This is a genomic window from Mycobacterium arosiense ATCC BAA-1401 = DSM 45069 (genome assembly GCF_002086125.1).
Classification (GTDB): Bacteria; Actinomycetota; Actinomycetes; order Mycobacteriales; family Mycobacteriaceae; genus Mycobacterium; species Mycobacterium arosiense.
Genome location: NZ_MVHG01000009.1, coordinates 52,694 through 71,151, shown reverse-complemented (window position 1 = coordinate 71,151; position 18,458 = coordinate 52,694). Strand labels below are relative to the sequence as shown.

At 67.8% G+C, this 18,458-nt stretch carries 13 protein-coding genes and 1 riboswitch; of the genes, 6 read left to right on the top strand and 7 right to left on the bottom strand.

The window, feature by feature from the left end; translation table 11 throughout:
- Positions 1 to 3: 3 nt before the first annotated feature.
- Positions 4 to 663 carry an O-methyltransferase gene (locus BST14_RS06465; protein ID WP_083063747.1) on the bottom strand — a complete coding sequence of 220 codons (660 nt, stop codon included), beginning with the start codon at positions 661 to 663 and terminating at the stop codon, positions 4 to 6.
- Positions 664 to 777: 114 nt separating this feature from the next.
- A riboswitch (M-box (ykoK) riboswitch) is annotated at positions 778 to 1,004 on the top strand.
- 236 nt (positions 1,005 to 1,240) lie between these two features.
- On the opposite strand from BST14_RS06465, the gene BST14_RS29400 reads away from it, so the two are divergent.
- Both BST14_RS29400 and BST14_RS06460 read left to right on the top strand, forming a co-directional pair.
- Positions 1,241 to 1,456 carry a hypothetical protein gene (locus BST14_RS29400; RefSeq protein ID WP_142279287.1) on the top strand — a complete coding sequence of 72 codons (216 nt, stop codon included), beginning with the start codon at positions 1,241 to 1,243 and terminating at the stop codon, positions 1,454 to 1,456.
- Between the two features lie 93 nt (positions 1,457 to 1,549).
- Positions 1,550 to 3,298, top strand: a complete 1,749-nt coding sequence (locus tag BST14_RS06460) for an NRAMP family divalent metal transporter (RefSeq protein WP_083063746.1) — start codon at positions 1,550 to 1,552, stop codon at positions 3,296 to 3,298.
- Here BST14_RS06460 and BST14_RS06455 read toward each other — a convergent pair.
- The gene (locus BST14_RS06455; RefSeq protein ID WP_083063745.1) at positions 3,290 to 4,234 is read right to left on the bottom strand and encodes an NADP-dependent oxidoreductase; all 945 of its coding nucleotides are present in this window, start codon (positions 4,232 to 4,234) and stop codon (positions 3,290 to 3,292) included. The two genes, BST14_RS06460 and BST14_RS06455, sit on opposite strands and share 9 nt — an antisense overlap.
- Before the next feature lie 179 nt (positions 4,235 to 4,413).
- Between BST14_RS06455 and BST14_RS06450 the strand changes: the two genes are divergently transcribed.
- A complete protein-coding gene (locus BST14_RS06450; RefSeq protein ID WP_083063744.1) occupies positions 4,414 to 5,022 on the top strand; it encodes a hypothetical protein in 609 nt (202 codons plus the stop codon).
- Between the two features lies 1 nt (position 5,023).
- On the opposite strand, the gene car is transcribed toward BST14_RS06450, so the two are convergent.
- The gene (gene car / locus BST14_RS06445; protein WP_083063743.1) at positions 5,024 to 8,608 is read right to left on the bottom strand and encodes a carboxylic acid reductase; all 3,585 of its coding nucleotides are present in this window, start codon (positions 8,606 to 8,608) and stop codon (positions 5,024 to 5,026) included.
- 134 nt (positions 8,609 to 8,742) lie between these two features.
- Entirely contained in the window at positions 8,743 to 9,498 is a 756-nt protein-coding gene (locus tag BST14_RS06440; protein WP_083063742.1) for a L,D-transpeptidase, read from the bottom strand.
- 395 nt (positions 9,499 to 9,893) lie between these two features.
- On the opposite strand from BST14_RS06440, the gene BST14_RS06435 reads away from it, so the two are divergent.
- The gene (locus tag BST14_RS06435) at positions 9,894 to 10,826 is read left to right on the top strand and encodes a LysR family transcriptional regulator (RefSeq protein ID WP_083063778.1); all 933 of its coding nucleotides are present in this window, start codon (positions 9,894 to 9,896) and stop codon (positions 10,824 to 10,826) included.
- On the opposite strand, the gene oxc is transcribed toward BST14_RS06435, so the two are convergent.
- Positions 10,810 to 12,570 carry an oxalyl-CoA decarboxylase gene (oxc, locus tag BST14_RS06430; RefSeq protein WP_083063741.1) on the bottom strand — a complete coding sequence of 587 codons (1,761 nt, stop codon included), beginning with the start codon at positions 12,568 to 12,570 and terminating at the stop codon, positions 10,810 to 10,812. The genes BST14_RS06435 and oxc overlap by 17 nt on opposite strands.
- 265 nt (positions 12,571 to 12,835) lie before the next feature.
- Here oxc and BST14_RS06425 point away from each other — a divergent pair, with 265 nt between their 5' ends.
- Positions 12,836 to 14,476, top strand: a complete 1,641-nt coding sequence (locus BST14_RS06425) for a FadD7 family fatty acid--CoA ligase (RefSeq protein WP_083063740.1) — start codon at positions 12,836 to 12,838, stop codon at positions 14,474 to 14,476.
- Positions 14,477 to 14,488: 12 nt separating this feature from the next.
- Here the strand turns inward: BST14_RS06425 and BST14_RS06420 are convergent, their stop codons facing one another.
- Entirely contained in the window at positions 14,489 to 16,648 is a 2,160-nt protein-coding gene (locus BST14_RS06420) for an elongation factor G-like protein EF-G2 (protein WP_083063739.1), read from the bottom strand.
- Between the two features lie 119 nt (positions 16,649 to 16,767).
- Positions 16,768 to 17,193, bottom strand: coding sequence for a TIGR03668 family PPOX class F420-dependent oxidoreductase (locus BST14_RS06415; RefSeq protein ID WP_083063738.1), 426 nt, complete (start codon positions 17,191 to 17,193; stop codon positions 16,768 to 16,770).
- A 136-nt stretch (positions 17,194 to 17,329) separates the two neighbouring features.
- On the opposite strand from BST14_RS06415, the gene BST14_RS06410 reads away from it, so the two are divergent.
- Positions 17,330 to 18,415 carry a S1C family serine protease gene (locus BST14_RS06410; protein ID WP_083063737.1) on the top strand — a complete coding sequence of 362 codons (1,086 nt, stop codon included), beginning with the start codon at positions 17,330 to 17,332 and terminating at the stop codon, positions 18,413 to 18,415.
- Positions 18,416 to 18,458: the final 43 nt, after the last annotated feature.

Here is an 18,458-nt window from a genome sequence, read left to right as displayed (position 1 = left end):
CCCCTAACCGCCTGTGCGGCAGCTGATCTCCATGCTGTCGCTGTCGCGAACCGCGAAGTTGAAGGTCACATAGCCGTTGTCGGGGTTGCGCACCCGGTCCAGATACGGCTGCGTGTCGGCCGAACCGGTGTTGTCGGCGACGACCAGCACGCCGGGCGACAGCCGCGGCTCGAGCAGTTCGATGATGGGCAGGTACAGGTCTTTCCAGCCGTCGAGCAACACGAAATCGACCGGTCCCGGCAAATCCGCCAGCGTGGACAGCGCATCGCCTTCGAGGATGGTGATGACGTCGTCCAGGCCGGTCTCGGCAAACGTCTGCTTGGCTGCGGCGATCTTGGTGTCGCTCAGTTCGGTCGTCACCACCCGGCCGGTGCCGTTATCGCGTACCGCGGCGGCCAGGTGTATGGCGGAAATGCCGAATGACATCCCGAATTCGACGATGGTGGCCGGGCGGGTGGCCCGGACCAGCGAATACAGCAGCCGGCCGGCCTCCGGTGTCACCGGGATGTAGAACTCACTCATCGCCTCCGCCCGCTCCTGCGCGGTCATCGGCCGATCGAAGGTGCCGCGCCGCTCGCGCAACAGCGACATCTGGTTCTTCGACTCGGCGTACATGCGGTCGAGTACCGACGCGACCCGGCCATCCTGCAACGTTGTGGTCATGACGTTGACCCTAAGCGCGCGGCCTGAGCGGACGCTGGGAGCGCCGCGGTGGACGGGCAGGGAACGGTCAATGCGTTTGACGAGTCCGCGACCGCGGTGTCACTATGGACACCGCTGGCACCTCGGTAGGTGAGGCGTCTGCATGGATACAGGCCACTGACCCCGAACGTCGAGAGACGCCCCGGGTCAGGACAGCTCTTCCCGGACTAAGGGTTGAGCCCAAGTGGCTTCCGGACGAGGAGCGATCGCAAGCGCGGCGCAGCCGGGCGTGGCGGGTCGCGACCATCGGTTAAGGCCGGATACGCCGTGCAGTGCCGAAGCTCCGACGAGAGGGGTGCGGCCCGCGGCAGGTGTCGCGGGTCTTCTGCTTCTCTCGTTCAGGTGAATGTGGTGACACCCGCGTGTGTCTTGGCCGTGAGGAGGTGAGGGCGAGATGAGTCCCGGCGATAGTCCCTATCCGAAATCCGTCTTGTCCCGATCCGGTTCCGGCATTTCTTTCACCGCCTGACCCTCGCCCGGTCTCGCGCGGCTGAACCGCCATGCCGATGCCGATCGGTCCCATCGGCAGGAGATGATCATGGCTTTTGTTGTTACGCACCGTTTTTCCATTGCTACCAGGATGCGCGGCCGGTCCGTGCTGCGTGCGGGCCGGTTGTTGGCCGACAGGTTCCACCTGCGGGCCGGCCTGACTCCGCAAGAGCGGGCCAACCTGTACGTCTCGAGGATGCCCATCGCGGTGGTCACCGCGTCGCTGGGCGGACACGCCTCGGCCCCCGACAGCAACCACCGTTGAGCCGTTTCGTCGCCGTCGCGTTAAGCGCCGCAACCGCGACCGCCTCAAACGCCTTACCCCGGTGTGAGAACTGTTCGAGATAGCGAGGATTCGATGACTTCGATCCACGCCCGCGGCGCCCAAAGCGCCACCGTGCTGGATTCCACGCACGCCGGCGACATCGTCGGCGCGTTCGGGCGCATCCGGCGCGACGGGACCGGCGGTTACGGGGTGTTCAGCGGACGCTGGCGGCGCCTGCGGACGCTGGCGGTCATCTCTGGTCCCGGACTGATCGTCATGGTTGGCGACAACGACGCCGGTGGCGTCGCAACCTACGCGCAGGCCGGCCAGAACTACGGCATGGGCCTGTGGTGGACGCTGGCGCTGCTGATTCCGGTGCTGTACGTCAACCAGGAGATGGTGCTGCGCCTGGGCGCGGTGGCGCGGGTCGGCCACGCTCGGTTGATCTTCGAGCGGTTCGGCAAGTTCTGGGGCGCCTTCAGCGTCGGGGATCTGTTGATCCTGAACGCCTTGACCATCGTGACCGAATTCATCGGCGTCTCACTGGCTCTCGGCTTTCTGGGCTGCCCGACGATCGTCGCCGTCCCGGCCGCCGCCGTCCTGCTGTTCGCCGTGGTGGCCGGCGGGTCGTTCCGCCGCTGGGAGCGCCTGATGTTTTTCCTGATCGCGGTGAATCTGCTGATCGTGCCGATGGTGCTGTTGGTGCAGCCGGACCCGAAAGCCACCGCCGCCGGCTTGATCCCGCAATTCCCCGGCGGGCTCAACTCGACCGTGCTGCTGCTGGTGGTGGCGATCGTGGGCACCACGGTCGCGCCGTGGCAGCTGTTTTTTCAGCAGTCCAACGTGGTGGACAAACGCATCACCGCCCGCTGGATCCCCTACGGCCGAGCGGATTTAGCCATCGGAATCGTCGTGGTCATGGTCGGTGCGACGGCTCTGATGGCGGTGGCGGCATTCGGATTGGCCGGTACCGCCGATGCGGGTCACTTCACCGACGGGGGCGCGGTGGCCTCGGCGCTGTCCAAGCACGTGGGGCGAGCGGTCGGGGTGCTGTTCGCCATCATCCTGCTGGATGCGTCGCTGATCGGCGCCAACGCCGTCGGGCTGGCGACCACCTATGCGGTCGGTGATGCCATGGGCAAGCGGCACTCGTTGCACTGGAAGATCAGCGAGGCCCCGCTGTTCTACGGCGGCTACGCGCTGCTGCTCGGGGTCTCGGCGGCGATCTCCTTGAGCCCCGATCACATCCTGGGCCTGGTGACCCAGGGCGTGCAGGCCCTCGCCGGTGTGCTGCTGCCTTCGGCGACCGTCTTCCTGGTGCTGCTGTGCAACGATCGGGCGGTGCTGGGGCCGTGGGTGAACACGGTGCGGCAGAACGTCATTGCGTGGACCATCGTGTGGTGTCTGGTGTTGCTCTCGCTGGCATTGACGGCGACCACCTTCTTCCCCGATCTCGCCACCGAAACCATCGAGGCGGGGCTGGCGGCCGGTGCGGCGGTCGGCATCGTCGGCGGCGCGGTGCTGATAGTCGTCGGGCGGCGGCACCGGAATCTGGCCGAGGCCGAGGCCATTGTGCGCACGCTCGGGGGCGGCCTGGACCCGGAGGAGGTGGACGAACTCGACGATGCGGCGTCGCTGACGCGCGCCGAGCGGCGCGCGATACGTCGCCAGGACCGCGCGAGCTGGCAAACGCCCAACCTTGCGTTGCTCGATCGGCCGGCGATGTCGCCGATGCGCCGGGCGGGGCTGTTCACGCTGCGGGGTTATTTGGTGGTGGCGGTCGCCCTCGTCATCATCAAGATCATGCAGGCCGGCGTCGTCGGCCCGGCCGCCTCATTGTGAGTTGGTCGGCAGCAAGACGATCTTGCCGTGGGTGTGCCGCCGCTCGAGCTCGGCATAGGCGTCGGCGACCCGGTCCAGTGGGTAGGTCGCGGCAATGTCGAACTCGATGGCGCCGGACACGATCAGCTCGGCCATCTCGGCCAGTACCTCGGGCGTCGAGGCCTCCATGCTGCCCTCGGTCTTGGCGCCCACTTCGCCGGCCTTCTGGAAGGAGATGATGGTGTCGATCCGCTCGGGTGCCACGCCGAGATCGACCGCGAGCTGGACGTAGTCCGGGCCGAACAGATCGATGAAGGCGTCGATCCCGTTCGGCGCCGCCGCACGCAGTCGCTCGGCGAGCCCGTCACCGTAGGCGATCGGAATGACCCCCCGCGAGCGCAGCCAGTCGACGTTGCCCGGCCCCGCGATGCCGAGCACTCGGGCCTGACGCAGCACCAGCAGCTGCACGACCAGGCTGCCCACCCCGCCCGCGGCGGCCGACACGGCGATCGTCTCACCCGGCTGCGGCGCCACCGCATGCACGGCCGCATAGGCCGTCGCGCCGACCACGTAGAGCGAACCCGCTGCCTCCCAACGGAGTTCAGCAGGCTTGCGAATCAATTGGCCCACCGGAACCGCGGTGTGGGTGGCGTGGCTGGACCGGCGCATGCTGAATCCGAGCACCTCGTCGCCGACCGAGAACTCGGTGACGCCCGTCCCCACGGCGGTAACGACGCCGGCGAGGTCGCTGCCCTGGCCGGAGGGGAAGGTGGCGGGGAAGATCTCGTGCATCGCCCCGGTCCGGATGCCGGCCTCGCCGGGGTTTATCCCCGCGGCGCGCACGTCGACGACCACCTCACCTGGGCCGGGGGAGGGCATCTCGATGTCCGCCACGTATAACACCTCGCGTCCCCCGTAACGGTCGAACCGTACTGCGCGCGCCGCTGCGGCCGTCATATCGATCTCCTTCTGCGCGAGATGCTGTTACCCACGTCAGCATAAGCACGCCGAAGTGCTACCCACCGGACGTCGAGTGGGCATATGTTCGTAGGAAGCCTGGTCTACACCACCATTCGCCCGCGGTGTCGCAAGCCGCGGTGAGGGTTGGATACCGGTGACACGTGGGAGGGGCACGCGTGGGAGTTGGTCGGATCGGCATCGCCGGCTGCGCCGTTGCCGTCGTCGTGGCCGGTGCCGCGAGCGCCGGATGCGGCGGTGCCGACCATGCCCCGCGGTCGTCTTCGAGTGCCCCCACGTCGACCGGTTCGAGCGCGGTCACCGGCCCGCCGTCGGGTCAGCCATCGGATTACGGCTTCTTGCTGATCAAGCCGAACGATGTCGGCGGCGGGTTGACCGCGCCCCAGTCACCGATGCTCAACCCCAACAACGCCCCCGGGGTCGCGCAGCTGTTCGCCAACGCCGACAGCAGTCGCCGGTTGTGGGACACCATCGTGGTCGCCGCCGATCCGTCGGCGGCAGCGGCCGAATTAGCCACCACTCAAGGCAGTTACAACGGCAAGGTGAGCGGAAACTGGCAGCCGCTGGCCGTCGGTGCGAACGGGGTGATGATTTCGGGGACCTCGGCGGACAACTCCCAGGCGATGACGGTGTTGGTCTTCACCGAAGGCAAGGCGCTGGTCACCCTGGAATTCGACAGTGCACCCAACGACCCGATCGATCCGGCGGTCGCCCTCGACATCGCTCGCAAGCAGGATGTTGCGATCAAACACGGGCTCCCCGCCTAGCTCAGGCGCCGTTATACAGGCCCAGTAAGCTCAGATCCGCGACGTACTTGTCGATCAGCGCCGCCGACAGATGCGGAATGTCTTGCTCTGCACCGATTTTCGCGTCCTGCACGGCCCCGCGGAACACGTCGGTGGGGGCCGGCGCCCCGCGCAGCGGTGTCTCCGGCTTCCGGTAGGCGTCCAACAGCGGCAGCACCGAATGCGCACGCTGCCTCTCCGGCAAGGCGCGAATGGCCGTGGTGAACCGGCTCAACCATTCGTCGTAGTCGTCGATGCGCCCGATGTCGTGCCCGGCGGCGATCAGCCAGTCGACGAACACGTCCAGTGAGACGCCGTCGTCGTGCGGGTTCATCACGTCGAACGATCGGTAAATCCCGGAAGCCCCAGCGGCCGTGGCGATTTGCTCACCGAGCGTGGCGACCGCCTCGGCGACGAAGTCGGCGGGCAGCCCATCATAGTGGGCCACCGCACGGTTTCCGTGTGGATCCGTCTGATAGAAGGAGGCCGGTGCGATGCCGGTGATCAGCAAGCTGAACAGCAGCCGGGTGAACGCATCCGGCACGTTCAGCTGGCCGGCGTAGCGGCTGTGCGCCAGGATCATGTCGGACCGGAATACGGCGACCGGCAATCCGCACAGGTCGTGCGCCTCGCGCAGCAGCACCTCGCCGGCCCACTTGCTGTTGGCGTAGCCGTTGGCGTAACTGTCGTCGACCGGCCGCAATGCGCTGACAGTGCGGATGTCACCGTCCTCGGCGAACGTGGCCGGATCGACCGATAGGGCCACCGCGACGGTCGACATGTACGTGACGGGTTTGATCCGCGTCGTGAGCGCCAGGCGGATCAGCTCGGCGGTGCCCACCACATTGGGGCCGAAGAGTTGGTCGTACGGCAGCACGTGGTTCACCAGCGCGGCCGGGTGCACGATCAGGTCCACGCTTTGCGCGAGGCGCTCCCAGTTAGCCTGCGACAGGCCGAGTTTTGGCTCGCCGATATCGCCGATGATGACCTCGAGGTGATCGGCGGCCAGGGCGCGGAACCGCTCCAGCAGTTGCGGATCTCCGCTGTCGAAGACGCTTTCCAGCCGTTTGGCGGCAGCCGCGGTGTCCGCGGCGCGGATGATGGAGATGATTCTCCCGCCGGTCTGTGCTACTCGCTCGAGCCACTCCAGGAGCAGGAACCGTCCGAGGTAGCCGTTGGCACCCGTCAGCAGGACGGTGTGCGGCGTGCCCGTCGCACGCGGTAGCGCCCACGCATCGGCGAGGGTGGTGGCATCGATGAACTTGTCCAGTGTGAGATCCGCGGCCCGGACCTGCGTCGCACCCCGCCCGTGCACGGTGGCAAACGTCGGCCGTCGTGATGCCGATTCACGCTCGGCTTCAACGTATTTCGCGAGCTGACCCAGATCGGCTGCCGGTCCGGTGATCATCCCGACCGGCACCTCGACGTCGAAGATGTCCCGCAGCAGGTTGGAGAACGTGAGCGCCGAGAGGGAATCGCCGCCGAGATCGATGAACAGCGCGTCGGGCGACGGCGGACCGCCGGCCAGGCCCAGCAGCGCCTCGGCGGCGCGGGTGAGCGTGACGATCACCGGGCGGTCGGCCGCGCCTTCGCGCAAGGCGCGTAGTTCGGTCACCCGGTTCTCGGCCAACTCCGCGTAGAGCTCTTCGAGCCGGGTTCCGTAGCGCTCCTTCAGCTTTGGCCGCAGCAGCTTGCCAACCCCGGACAGCAGGCCGTTGTCCTCGCTGAACCGCTCGGTCTCCACTAGGAAGTCGACGGGCACCTCATAGGATTGCAACTCGGCGAGTTTCGCCGTCTGGCGCAGGGATTCGCCGAGTGCGGCCTTGAGCCCGTCGGCGTCGCCGGCGAACCTTCGTGCGGCATCGTCGGTTGGAACGACCACGGCCAATAGATAGGGCCGCTCGCTGTTGCCGTAGACGAAGATCTGACGGACCAGAGCCGCGCTGGAGAACACCGCTTCCAGGCGGGCGACGGCGACGAACTCACCCTGGGCCAGCTTCAGCACGTTGTTGCGGCGGTCGACATAGGCGAGCCGGCCCGGCGCCAGCTCGGCCATCACGTCACCGGTGCGGTAATAGCCGTCGGCGTCGAACGCGTTGGCGGTGACATCGGGTCGTTTGAAATATCCGGGCGTGCCGGTCAACGACTTCACCAGCAATTCGCCTCGCGGATATGGTTTGTCGGTGCGGAAATACCCCAACTCGGGCACATCGATGAGCTTGTAGTCCAACACCGGTGGCTGGGTGATCCACCCGTCCTTGGTCACCATGCCGACCTCGGTCAGGCCGTAGCCGTCCAAAACGTGGACGTCCAAACAGGTCTCGATGAAGGCGCGCATCTCCGCCGCCAGCGGCGCCGTGCCGCAGAAGGCGGTCACCACGCGTCCACCGAGGACCTGCTCGCGCAGCTCGGCCTGCGCCTGCGCCTCGGGGGACTCGGCGCCCGACGCATCGAGCCTGTCGACCGCACTCTGGTAGCGCTGGTACAGCATTTCCGCTACCCGCGGTACCAGGCCCATTTCGGTGGGGCGCACCAGGTTCCAGTCGTCGAACAACGTCGACAGGTCGCTTTCCGGGACGAAATAGCTGGTGCCACCGGCCTGGAATGCCGTCGACAACGGTATCCGGCCGCCCAGGTGATTCAGCGGCATGAAGTTCACGTTGATCACCGGCGTGTCTGGGAAATCGGGCATCAGTTCGGTGGTCCACAGCTTGCAAAGCATTCGCTCGGTGTACATGGCGCCCTTGGGCAGTCCGGTGCTGCCCGAGGTGTACATGATCATGGCCAGCCGCTCATCGGTGTCGCCGGTGAACATCGGCTCCGGCGGCAGACTCCGTCCGCGCTCGATCACCTCCGCGAGCGTCTCGATGGTCACCGCGATGCCGGCGCCGGACAGCTTCGCCTGTGCGCGTTCGACGGCCTCGCGTTGGTCATCGACCTCGGGTTGGTAGTCGAAAACCACCACCCGCCGCAACGAAGAGCTGTTGAGCGCCGCGTCGATGGCAAGGTCGAGATAGCCGACACCGGCGGCCAATACGGATGGCTCGGCCTCGTCGACGATCGGCTTCAGTCGTGCCGCCGTCGTGTTGTGTTGCAGCGGCACGGCCACCAGCCCGAGATAGCCGCACGCCAGGTCGATGGTGAGGTATTCGGCGCTCGCGAAACCCACGGTGGCCACGAAGTCCCCGGGCGCAACGGGGTTGGTGGGGGCGTGTCGCCATGCGGCGGCGATGGCGCGGACATCGGCCCACAGCTCGCGATAGGTCATGGTGTCGAACCGGGGCAGCAGTTGCGTGGCGGTGCGGCCAGTGTCGGGGTCGGTGGTCAAGGAGCGGGCGCGCCAGCCGAGTGCGGGGCGTTCGGCATAACCCTGGGCAAAGATTTCCAGGATCTGCGGCAGCCGCAGGCCGGTTTCGCGCGCCGCGCTCTGCAGGGCGGGTTCGGGTTTGGTGGTGCGGAACTGTTCGTCGCGGGCGTCCAGATCACCGATGCGTTGGGCTACCTGTTGCCGCACCGCGCTGATCGGGCCCGTGGAGCTACCTTTCGCGCGCTTCGCTTCATCGGTCATGGCCCGCCTCTCGCTTCGATCCGGTCGTCTACCGGAACGAACCTCCATGGGCCGGGCTTCCGTTCAATGGTTGTGACGGTTGTCACACCGCGGAGGTCGCGCGGCAGTGAACCCGGACGGCGTAAGCGTGCGACTCAGGCCACGACCTGAATGGGATCGCCGACATTTACCTGGTTGAAGTACCAGGCGGCGTTGTCGGGGCTGAGGTTGATGCAGCCGTGGCTGACGTTGGCGTAACCCTGGGAATCGACCGACCACGGCGCCGAGTGCACGTAGACGCCACTCCAGGTGACGCGCACGGCGTATTGGGCGGTGATCTTGTATCCCTCGGGAGAACTGAGCGGTATGCCGATGGTCCGCGAGTCCATCACCACGGTGCGCTGCTTCTCCAGCGCGGTGAAGCTGCCGATCGGGGTGGGCCGGCTGGGCTTGCCCATCGACGCCGGCATGGTGCGCAGCACCTCTCCGTCCTTGCTGACGGTGAAGGTGTGCTTGGAGATGCTGGCGACGCCGAGCAGCGCTTCACCGGTATCGAAGCCGGTCGTCATGGCCTGAATGCCCACCGAGACGTGGGTGTGGGCCGGCCAGTACTGGTTTGGGACCCACTGCACGACCGTGTTCTGGATCCATTCGAAGTGCCCGGGCGTACCGCTGGGCGAGGTCACGTGAATCGACCGCTCGACCGCGGACCGATCGGCCACCGGGGCGGTGAATGCCACCACGACGGGGTGGGCTACCCCCACCACAGCGCCATTAGCGGGCAAAACCGAGGCAACTTCGGGGGTGGGTTGCGCCGACGGCACGGCGGCGGTGCTATGACCGACCGGCCCCACCAGGGCCAGCGCCGTGATCGCGACCATAACAATTAGATAACGAACGCCTCGACGCATAGCGTCCACCCTTCGAAATGGTGCGATCAACACACGAATATCCTACTGGTTACCCAGCGATCACCGGTTTCAGCAAACAATGACAGCTCGGTCCGCTCGCGACGATAACGATCCGGTCACCGATCGGGTTCAGTTGCGCCAGGAGCGAACCGGAAAGCGCGGCGGCCGAGGGCCGTCCCGCGGGCAGGGCATCGGACTCGGGCCGCACCTGCGCGAAAGCGGCACCGATGCTTCGGTTCTCGCGGGACCGCGGCGTCCGGCGGCCCGGGTGCGTCGACCCTTCGCCGCAGCCGGGCGGACCGCGGCGCGCGGACCTGCTTGGCCCGCCCGCCGCAACGCGTTAGCCTCAGCGGGATCGGTGCCCAAGGGCCGAGCCCGAATACGAGGGAGTGCGGGTGCTCTTCCGTCAACTGGAGTATTTCGTTGCGGTCGCTTCCGAGGGGCACTTCGCCCGGGCGGCCGAAAAGTGCTTCGTATCCCAGCCCGCGCTGTCGGCAGCGATCGCCAAGCTGGAACGGGAACTCAACGTCACGCTGATCAACCGCGGGCACAGCTTCGAGGGCCTTACGCCCGAAGGGGAGCGGTTGGTGGTGTGGGCCAGGCGGATTCTCGCCGAGCACGACGCGTTCAAAGCCGAGGTGGACGCCGTGCGCTCGGGCATCACGGGGACGCTGCGGCTGGGCACCGTCCCGACTGCGTCCACGACGGCGTCCCTGGTGCTCTCGGCGTTCTGTTCGGCACAGCCGTTGGTCAAGGTGCACATCCTGTCCCGGCTGGCGGCAAGCGAACTGTACCGGCGCCTGCGCGAGTTCGAGCTCGATGCCGCCATCGTGCACGCGGCGCCCGACGAGGCGCACGACGTCAACCTGGTTCCGCTCTACCAGGAGCGCTACGTGCTGCTGGCGCCGGGGGACATGGTGGGATCCGGTGCGGCGACGATGAACTGGGCCCAGGCCGCGCAGCTGCCGTTGGCGTTGCTCACGCCCGACATGCGCGATCGCCAGATCGTCGACGAGGCCTTCGCCGACCACTCCATCGCCGTCCGCCCTCAGGTCGAAACCGACTCTGTGGCATCGTTATTCGCTCAGGCGTCGGCGGGCAACTGTGCGTCGATCGTGCCGCATACGTGGTTGTGGATGTCGGCGTTGGGTACCGACATCCGGGCGGTGGAAATGGTCGATCCGGTGCTCAAAGCCGATGTCGCCCTGGCCACCAACTCCATCGGGCCCGGGTCGCCGATCGCCCGCGCACTGGCCACATCCGCCGGGCAACTGGCGCTGAACGAGTTCTTCGACGCGCAGCTGGTAGGACTCACCCGCCGGCGCTGACCGTGGCCCGCGGTGTTGTCGCGCTGGCCGGGTTCAGATTGGCCAGATGCCCGCTCTCCACCCCCGCCGCCGGGTCGAGTTCGCAGTCGATGATCGACGGGCCGCCGGCGCCGATCGCCTCGATCAGCGCCGCGCGCAGCTCCGACGGGTTGGTGACGTGATATCCCTTGCCGCCGAACGCTTCCGCGAGCAGCTCGTGGCGCGCCCGCGCGTTCAGTACGGTTGGGGCAGGATCGGATCCGATTGCGGCCGTGCCGAGCGCGGCCTCGTCGCCGCGATAGACGCCGCCATTGTTGAGGATGACGACGGCGACCGGCAGGCGGTAGCGGCAAATGGTTTCGATCTCCATGCCGCTGAAGCCGAACGCGCTGTCGCCCTCGATTGCGACCACCGGCTTGCCGGTCTCTACGGCCGCGGCGATCGCATATCCCATCCCGATGCCCATCACCCCCCAGGTGCCCGTGTCGAGCCGGTGGCGCGGCAGCTCCATGTCGATGACGTTGCGGGCCAGATCGAGCGCATTGGCTCCTTCGTTGACGACATACACGTCCCGGTTGTCCCGCAGCACAGCGCGAATCGCGCCGAGGGCGTTGTAAAACCGCATCGGGTGCGGATTCTCGGCCAGGCGCTCGCGCATCTTGGCCTCGTTGCGGGCGCTGCGCTCGGCCAGCTCGCCGGTCCACTCCGGTGGCGCGATGATCGGCCGGGCGGCCACGCCGTCACACAGTGCCGACACAACCGAGCCGATATCGCCGGCCAGTGGGGCGGCGATCGGCTGGTTGCTGTCGAACTCGCAAGCGGCGACGTCCACCTGCACGAACTTGACGCCCGGGCTCCATTGCGGCGAATCCCCTTGGCCCAGAAGCCAATTCAGTCGGGCGCCGACCAGCAGGACGGCGTCGGCGCGCGCGATCGCCAGCGAGCGGGCGGCCGCGGCGGACTGCGGGTGCGAATCGGGCAGTAGGCCTTTGGCCATCGACATCGGCAGGAACGGAATGCCCGTCGCCTCGACGAACCTGCGAATCACGTTGTCGGCCCGGGCGTACGCCGCCCCCTTGCCGAGCACGATCAGCGGTCGCTGCGCCTGGGCCAGCGCGTCCAGCGCACGCTCGATTGCGTCCGGCGCCGGCAGCTGCCGGGGTGCGGGGTCGACGACCCGCCAGATCGTGTCCGCCGCGGCGACGGCGTCCATGGCCTGGCCCAGCACCTCGCCCGGAATGTCCAGGTAGACACCGCCGGGCCGTCCCGAGACCGCGGTGCGGATGGCGCGCGCGACGCCGCGCCCGATGTCCTCGATCCGGCCGATCCGGTAGGCGGCCTTCGCGAACGGCTTCGCGGCGTTGAGCTGGTCGAGGTCCTGGTAGTCGCCGCGCTGCAGATCCACCAGCGCTCGATCGCTGGAGCCGGAAATCTGAATCATCGGAAAGCAATTCGTGGCGGCGTTCGCCAGCGCGGGCAGCCCGTTGAGGAAGCCGGGCCCGGACGTCGTGAGGCACACCCCGGGCCGGCCGGTGAGGAATCCGGCCGCGGCGGCCGCGTTCCCCGCCGAGGTCTCCTGCCGAAAACCGATGAAGCGGATTCCGGACGCCTGGGCGACGCGGGCGAGGTCGGTGATCGGGATGCCGACGATGCCGTAGATGGTCTCGACGTCGTTGGCCTTGAGCGCGTCCACCACGAGGTGAAAGCCGTCGGTCAGACGTGTCGGCTCGGGCGCCGGGTTTCCAGATGCCGAAGCTGTGGACATGTGGCGACTCCTCGGATGCTTGCGGTCGGCGGGTCGACGCGCCGGGCGGGTACTGCTGTCGCCATCACTGTGGCCCCAGCCATACCGCATGTCCAAGACGAAGGCACTATCCGGCGATTTGCGTTGTCTATCGTGCCAGGTCAAGGCGTCGCAATAGCGTTTCGATAGCCGGCGGTTATCGGTAGTGAGTTAACCGATATTGGACGGTGGAGAAGGCCACGCGGCAGGGTTGGCATCGAATGGTCGAAGTGGAAGGAGTGCGGCGATGACATCTGAGGCGATCGACAGCGGCCAGCGGCCGACGGAGTCCGCGAGCCCCGGGCTGGCCGACCTGGTCGAGGCGGCGGCACGCCGGTCGCCGGATGCACGGGCGTTGGTTGTCACCGCCGAACGCATCCCCGTGAATTACCGCGACCTGATGACGCTCGTCGATGATCTGGCCGCACGGTTGATCGACGGCGGCTTGGGGCCGGGGGACCGGGTTGCGCTGCGCGCCGGCAGCAATGCCGAGTTCGTCGTCGGGCTGCTGGCGGCGTCGCGCGCGAATCTCGTTGTGGTGCCGCTGGATCCGGCTCTTCCCCTGGCCGATCAGCATGCCCGCAGCGAGGCGGTCGGTGCCCGGGTGGTGCTCGTGGACCAGCCCGGCGAGGCCGAGACCGACCAGGCCGCGCCGCCGCGGTGGCCTATCGCGGTGACGGTCGGGCCCGACGGAACCGCCCCGGCGGTCAGCCTGGACGCCGCCGCGGCGCCCCGGCGCGACGTGGCGGCACCGGAGGGATTGCGCGACGACGACGCCATGATCATGTTCACCGGCGGAACCACAGGTGTGCCAAAGATGGTTCCGTGGACGCGCCGCAACATCGCCGGCTCGGTGGGCGCCATCGTCGCCGGGTACGGGCTGTGTCCGAGCGACGCGACGGTGGCGGTGATGCCGCTCTACCACGGGCACGGGCTGCTCGCCGCGCTGCTGGGCACGCTGGTCTCCGGGGGAGCGGTGCTGCTGCCGGCGCGCGGGAAGTTCTCCGCCCACACGTTCTGGGATGACATCGAGGCCGTGGGCGCCACCTGGTACACCGCCGTCCCGACGATCCATCAAATCCTGTTGGAGCGCGCCCGAACCGAGCAGCCGGGCAGCAGGCCCGCCCTGCGGTTCATCCGTAGTTGCAGCGCGCCGCTGACCGCCGAAACGGCGCAGGCGCTGCACGACACGTTTTCGGCGCCGGTGGTGTGCGCGTTCGGGATGACCGAGTCGACCCACCAGGTGGCAACGACGGCCATCGACGGTGCCGGGCATAGCGAAAACCCCGGTGCCACACCAGGCCTGGTGGGCCGGTCGACCGGTCCGGAAATCCGGATCGTCGGGCCCGACGGTCGCGCGCTGCCCGCGGGGACGGTCGGCGAGGTCTGGCTGCACGGCCCCACCGTGGTGCGCGGTTACCTCGGCGACCCGTCCATCACCGCCGCCAACTTCACCGAGGGATGGCTGCACACCGGTGACCTGGGCACCCTGTCGCCGGCCGGCGATCTCGTCATCCGCGGGCGAATCAAGGAGTTGATTAACCGGGGTGGGGAGAAGATTTCGCCGGAGCGCGTCGAGGCCGTCCTGGCCAGCCACCCCGACGTGCTCGAGGTGGGGGTGTTCGGTGTGCCGGACGAGCTGTATGGCGAGTCGGTGGCCGCGGTCATCGTCGCGCGGGGAACGGCCGCGCCGACGCCCGACGAATTGGCGGCGTTCTGCCGGGACCGGTTGGCCCCCTTCGAGGTGCCGGCCGAGTTTTTGCAGTCCGATGAATTGCCGCACACCGCGAAAGGCTCGCTGGACCGCCGCGCGGTGGCCGAGCGGTTCTGTCGCCGGGGGCACCTCCCGCTTGCGGGGGACGGGTCGCCGTCATCGGGCAAGGCCTGACGGGGCGGCGCCCTAGACGGCGGCGTTCACCCGGGCGGCAGCGGACTCCGGCATGGGTTCGTAACGGGCGAACGACCGGGTGAACGATGCCGCGCCGTGCGCAAGCGACCTCAGGTCGATGGCGTAACGGGTCAGTTCCACCTGGGGCACCTCGGCTTTGACCACGGTGCGGTCGTTGCCCGCGGTGTCGGAGCCCAGCACCCGGCCGCGGCGGCTGGACAGGTCACCCATCACCGCACCGACGTAATCGTCGGGTACCAGGACCGAGATCTCGTCGATGGGCTCGAGCAGCGTCACCCTGGTCGCCGCGGCGGCCTCCCGTAGCGCCAAGGAGCCGGCCATCTGGAACGCGAAGTCCGACGAGTCGACGCTGTGTGCTTTGCCGTCGAGCAGCGTGACGCGGATGTCGACCACCGGGTAGCCCGCGTGCACGCCCTTCTCCATCTGGGCGCGCACGCCTTTCTCCACGCTCGGAATGAATTGGCGCGGCACCGCCCCGCCGACCACCTTGTCGACGAACTCGAACCCCGAACCTTCCGGCAGCGGCTCCACTTCGATGTCGCACACCGCGTATTGGCCGTGTCCGCCGGACTGCTTGACGTGGCGGCCATGACCTTTCGCCTTGCCGCCGAACGTTTCTCGCAGCGGGACCCGCAGTTCGACGGTATCGACGGTGACCCCGTACCGATTGGCCAGCGCGCCGAGCACCACGCCGGCGTGCGATTCGCCCATGCACCACAGCACGATCTGGTGTGTCTCGGAGTTCTGTTCGATCCGCAGCGTCGGATCTTCGGCGGCCAGCCGTCCCAGCCCCACCGAGAGCTTGTCCTCGTCGGTCTTGGCGTGCGCCGCGATGGCGACCGGCAGCAGGGGCTCGGGCATGGTCCAGGGCTTCAACACCAACGGCTCGGATTTGTCCGAGAGCGTGTCGCCCGTTTCGGCCCGGGTCAGCTTCCCGATCGCGCAGATGTCGCCCGCCACCACGGTTGCCGCCGGGCGCTGCTGCTTGCCCAACGGGAAGGACAGCGATCCGATGCGCTCGTCCTCGTCGTGGTCGGGGTGCGTATGGCCGTTGCCGTTGGTCGCGCCGAAGAACGACGTAAAATGGCCCGACACATGGACCGTCGTGTCGGGCCTGATGGTGCCGGAGAACACCCGGACCAGGCTGACCCTGCCCACGTACGGGTCCGACGTCGTCTTCACCACCTCTGCGAGCAACGGCGCGTCCGGATCACATGTCAGGCCGGCGTGCGGCGCACCGACCGGCGTGAAGACCTCCGGCAGCGGGTGTTCCCTCGGGGCGGGGAAGCCGCGCGTGGCGACCTCCAGCAATTCCAGGGTGCCGACGCCGCTGCTGCTGCAGACCGGGATCACCGGAAAGAACGAGGCCCGGGCGACGGCCCGCTCCAGATCCGCGATGAGCACAGATTCGTCAATGGCCTCGCCCCCGAGATAGCGATCCATCAGCGACTCGTCCTCGGACTCCTCGATGATTCCTTCGATCAGGGTGCCGCGCGCTTCCTCGACCTGCTCGGCGTCAGAGGAATCCGGTGGCCGCACGGCTCGTGTGCCGTCAATGTATTCGTAGCGCTGCTGTGACAACAGTCCGATCAGGCCGGTGCAGGAGGGCAGGCCGGTGGGCAGGTAGAGCGGTAAAACCTTGTCGCCAAACGCATTCTGTGCGGCTGCCAGCGCCTCTGCGTAATTGGCGCGGGCATGGTCGAGCTTGGTGATCACCACCGCGCGGGGCATGCCGACCTGGTTGCATTCCTGCCACAGCGATTTGGTGGGCTCGTCGACGCCCTCGTTGGCCGCGATCACGAACAGCGCGCAGTCCGCGGCCCGCAGCCCGGCGCGCAACTCGCCGACGAAGTCGGCGTATCCGGGTGTGTCGACCAGGTTGACCTTGACGCCGTCGTGCGACAGGGACGCCACGGCAACGCCCACCGACCGTTGCTGACGAATCTCGGCGTCGTCATAGTCGCAGACCGTGCTGCCGTCGGCGACCGAGCCGCTTCGGGTCAACACACCGGCGGCGACCAACAGGGCTTCTACAAGGGTGGTTTTGCCGCCACCCGACGGACCCACAAGCACCACGTTGCGGATCTCGTCCGGACCGTTGGCGGTGGGGGCGCTCCCCGCGCCTTGGGAAGTATTTGTCCTGTCGGCCATGGCTTTCCTCCAGGTTGCCCGAGTGCACCGTTGCTGACCTCGCTAGCACCTATCTAGCTACCATTCACCCAACTTCGGTAGACCACAAGACCGTCCGGCCAGATCAAGGGGCCCTCCGGTCAGTGATGCCAGCCGGACCAGCGCTGCACCGCCACCGCGATCACCGGACCGTCCAACGAAACCGATTGATACTGAGGGTATTTCGCGCGCAGGAGCCGGTATCCGAGGTCGACGGCGTCCCCGCCGGTGTGGATCGTGGCGATGCCGTCGGCGCGCACCCACCACAGCTGGGTCCAATCATCGGCGTAGTGGTCGACCAGCAGGCTCACGCGGGGGTTGCTGTCGATGTTGGCCAGGCGGCGCAGCCGCCGTGTCGTTTTCGGCTTCGCGTCGACGGCCGTGTACACCACGTCGGAGCCGTCCCGGGCGTCGGTTGCCACGGCGAAGACCACCGGAACCACGTGCGGTTGTCCGCCGGGCGCGACCGTGGCCAGCCGGGCCACCGGAGACCCGGTGAAGCCGGCTTTGGGGTCGAAATCGCCCACTGTGTCAGCCTAGGACCGAACCTGACGCGTGCCGTGCATAGCTACCTGCATTACGGTTATATACACACAAATGTGCCGCCAAGAGCTTGAGGCCGGGACAGTTTGTTCTCTACCGCAAAGCAGGAGGGTGACACCGATGGGCAAATCGCACCGCCGCGCGGTCCGGTGGTCATGGCTGGTGAGCGTGCTGACCGTGGCCGGACTGGGCCTCGGCTTGGGATCCGGTGTGGGCCTTGCGCCGGCATCGGCGTCGCCATCGAACCTGTCGCTGGATCGGTACACCACCGATCGTCCCCAGGCGCCGCTGGATCCGTCGGCGATGGTGGGTCAGGTCGGGCCGCAGGTGGTCAACATCGACACCAAGTTCGGCTACAACAACGCGGTGGGGGCAGGGACCGGCATCGTGATCGATCCCAACGGCGTCGTGCTGACCAATAACCACGTGATCTCCGGTGCCACCGACATCAGCGCGTTCGACGTCGGCAACGGGCAGACCTACGCCGTCGATGTGATCGGCTACGACCGCACACAGGACATCGCGGTGCTGCAACTGCGCGGCGCGTCCGGCCTGCCCACCGCCGCGATCGGCGGGGCGGCCACGGTGGGAGAGCCGGTCGTCGCGCTCGGAAACGTCAACGGCCAGGGCGGCACCCCCAATGCGGTGGCCGGCAAGGTCGTCGCGCTGAACCAGAGCGTCTCGGCGACGGACACCCTGACCGGCGCGCAGGAGAGCCTGGGCGGCCTGATCCAGGCGGACGCCCCGATCAAGCCGGGCGACTCCGGCGGGCCCTTGGTGAACAACGCCGGGCAGGTGATCGGCGTGGACACGGCCGCCACCGACAGCTACAAGATGTCCGGCGGGCAGGGCTTCGCCATCCCGATCGGACGCGCGATGGGCGTCGCCGGGCAGATCCGGGCCGGCGCCGGCTCGAACACGGTTCACGTCGGTCCCACGGCGTTTCTTGGGCTGGGTGTGATGGACAACAACGGCAACGGCGCCCGGGTGCAGCGGGTGGTCAGCACGGGTCCCGCCGGGGCCGCCGGCATCGCGCCCGGTGACGTGATCACCGGCGTCGACAACGTCGCAATCACCGGGGCGACGTCCATGACCGAGGTGCTGGTCCCGCATCATCCCGGTGACACCATCGCCGTGCACTACCGGTCCAATGACGGCGGTGAGCGCGTCGCGAACATCACCCTGGCGGAGGGTCCGCCGGCCTGACATCCACGCCGGCGAGACGCCGTCGTGGTCAATTGGTTTGGCA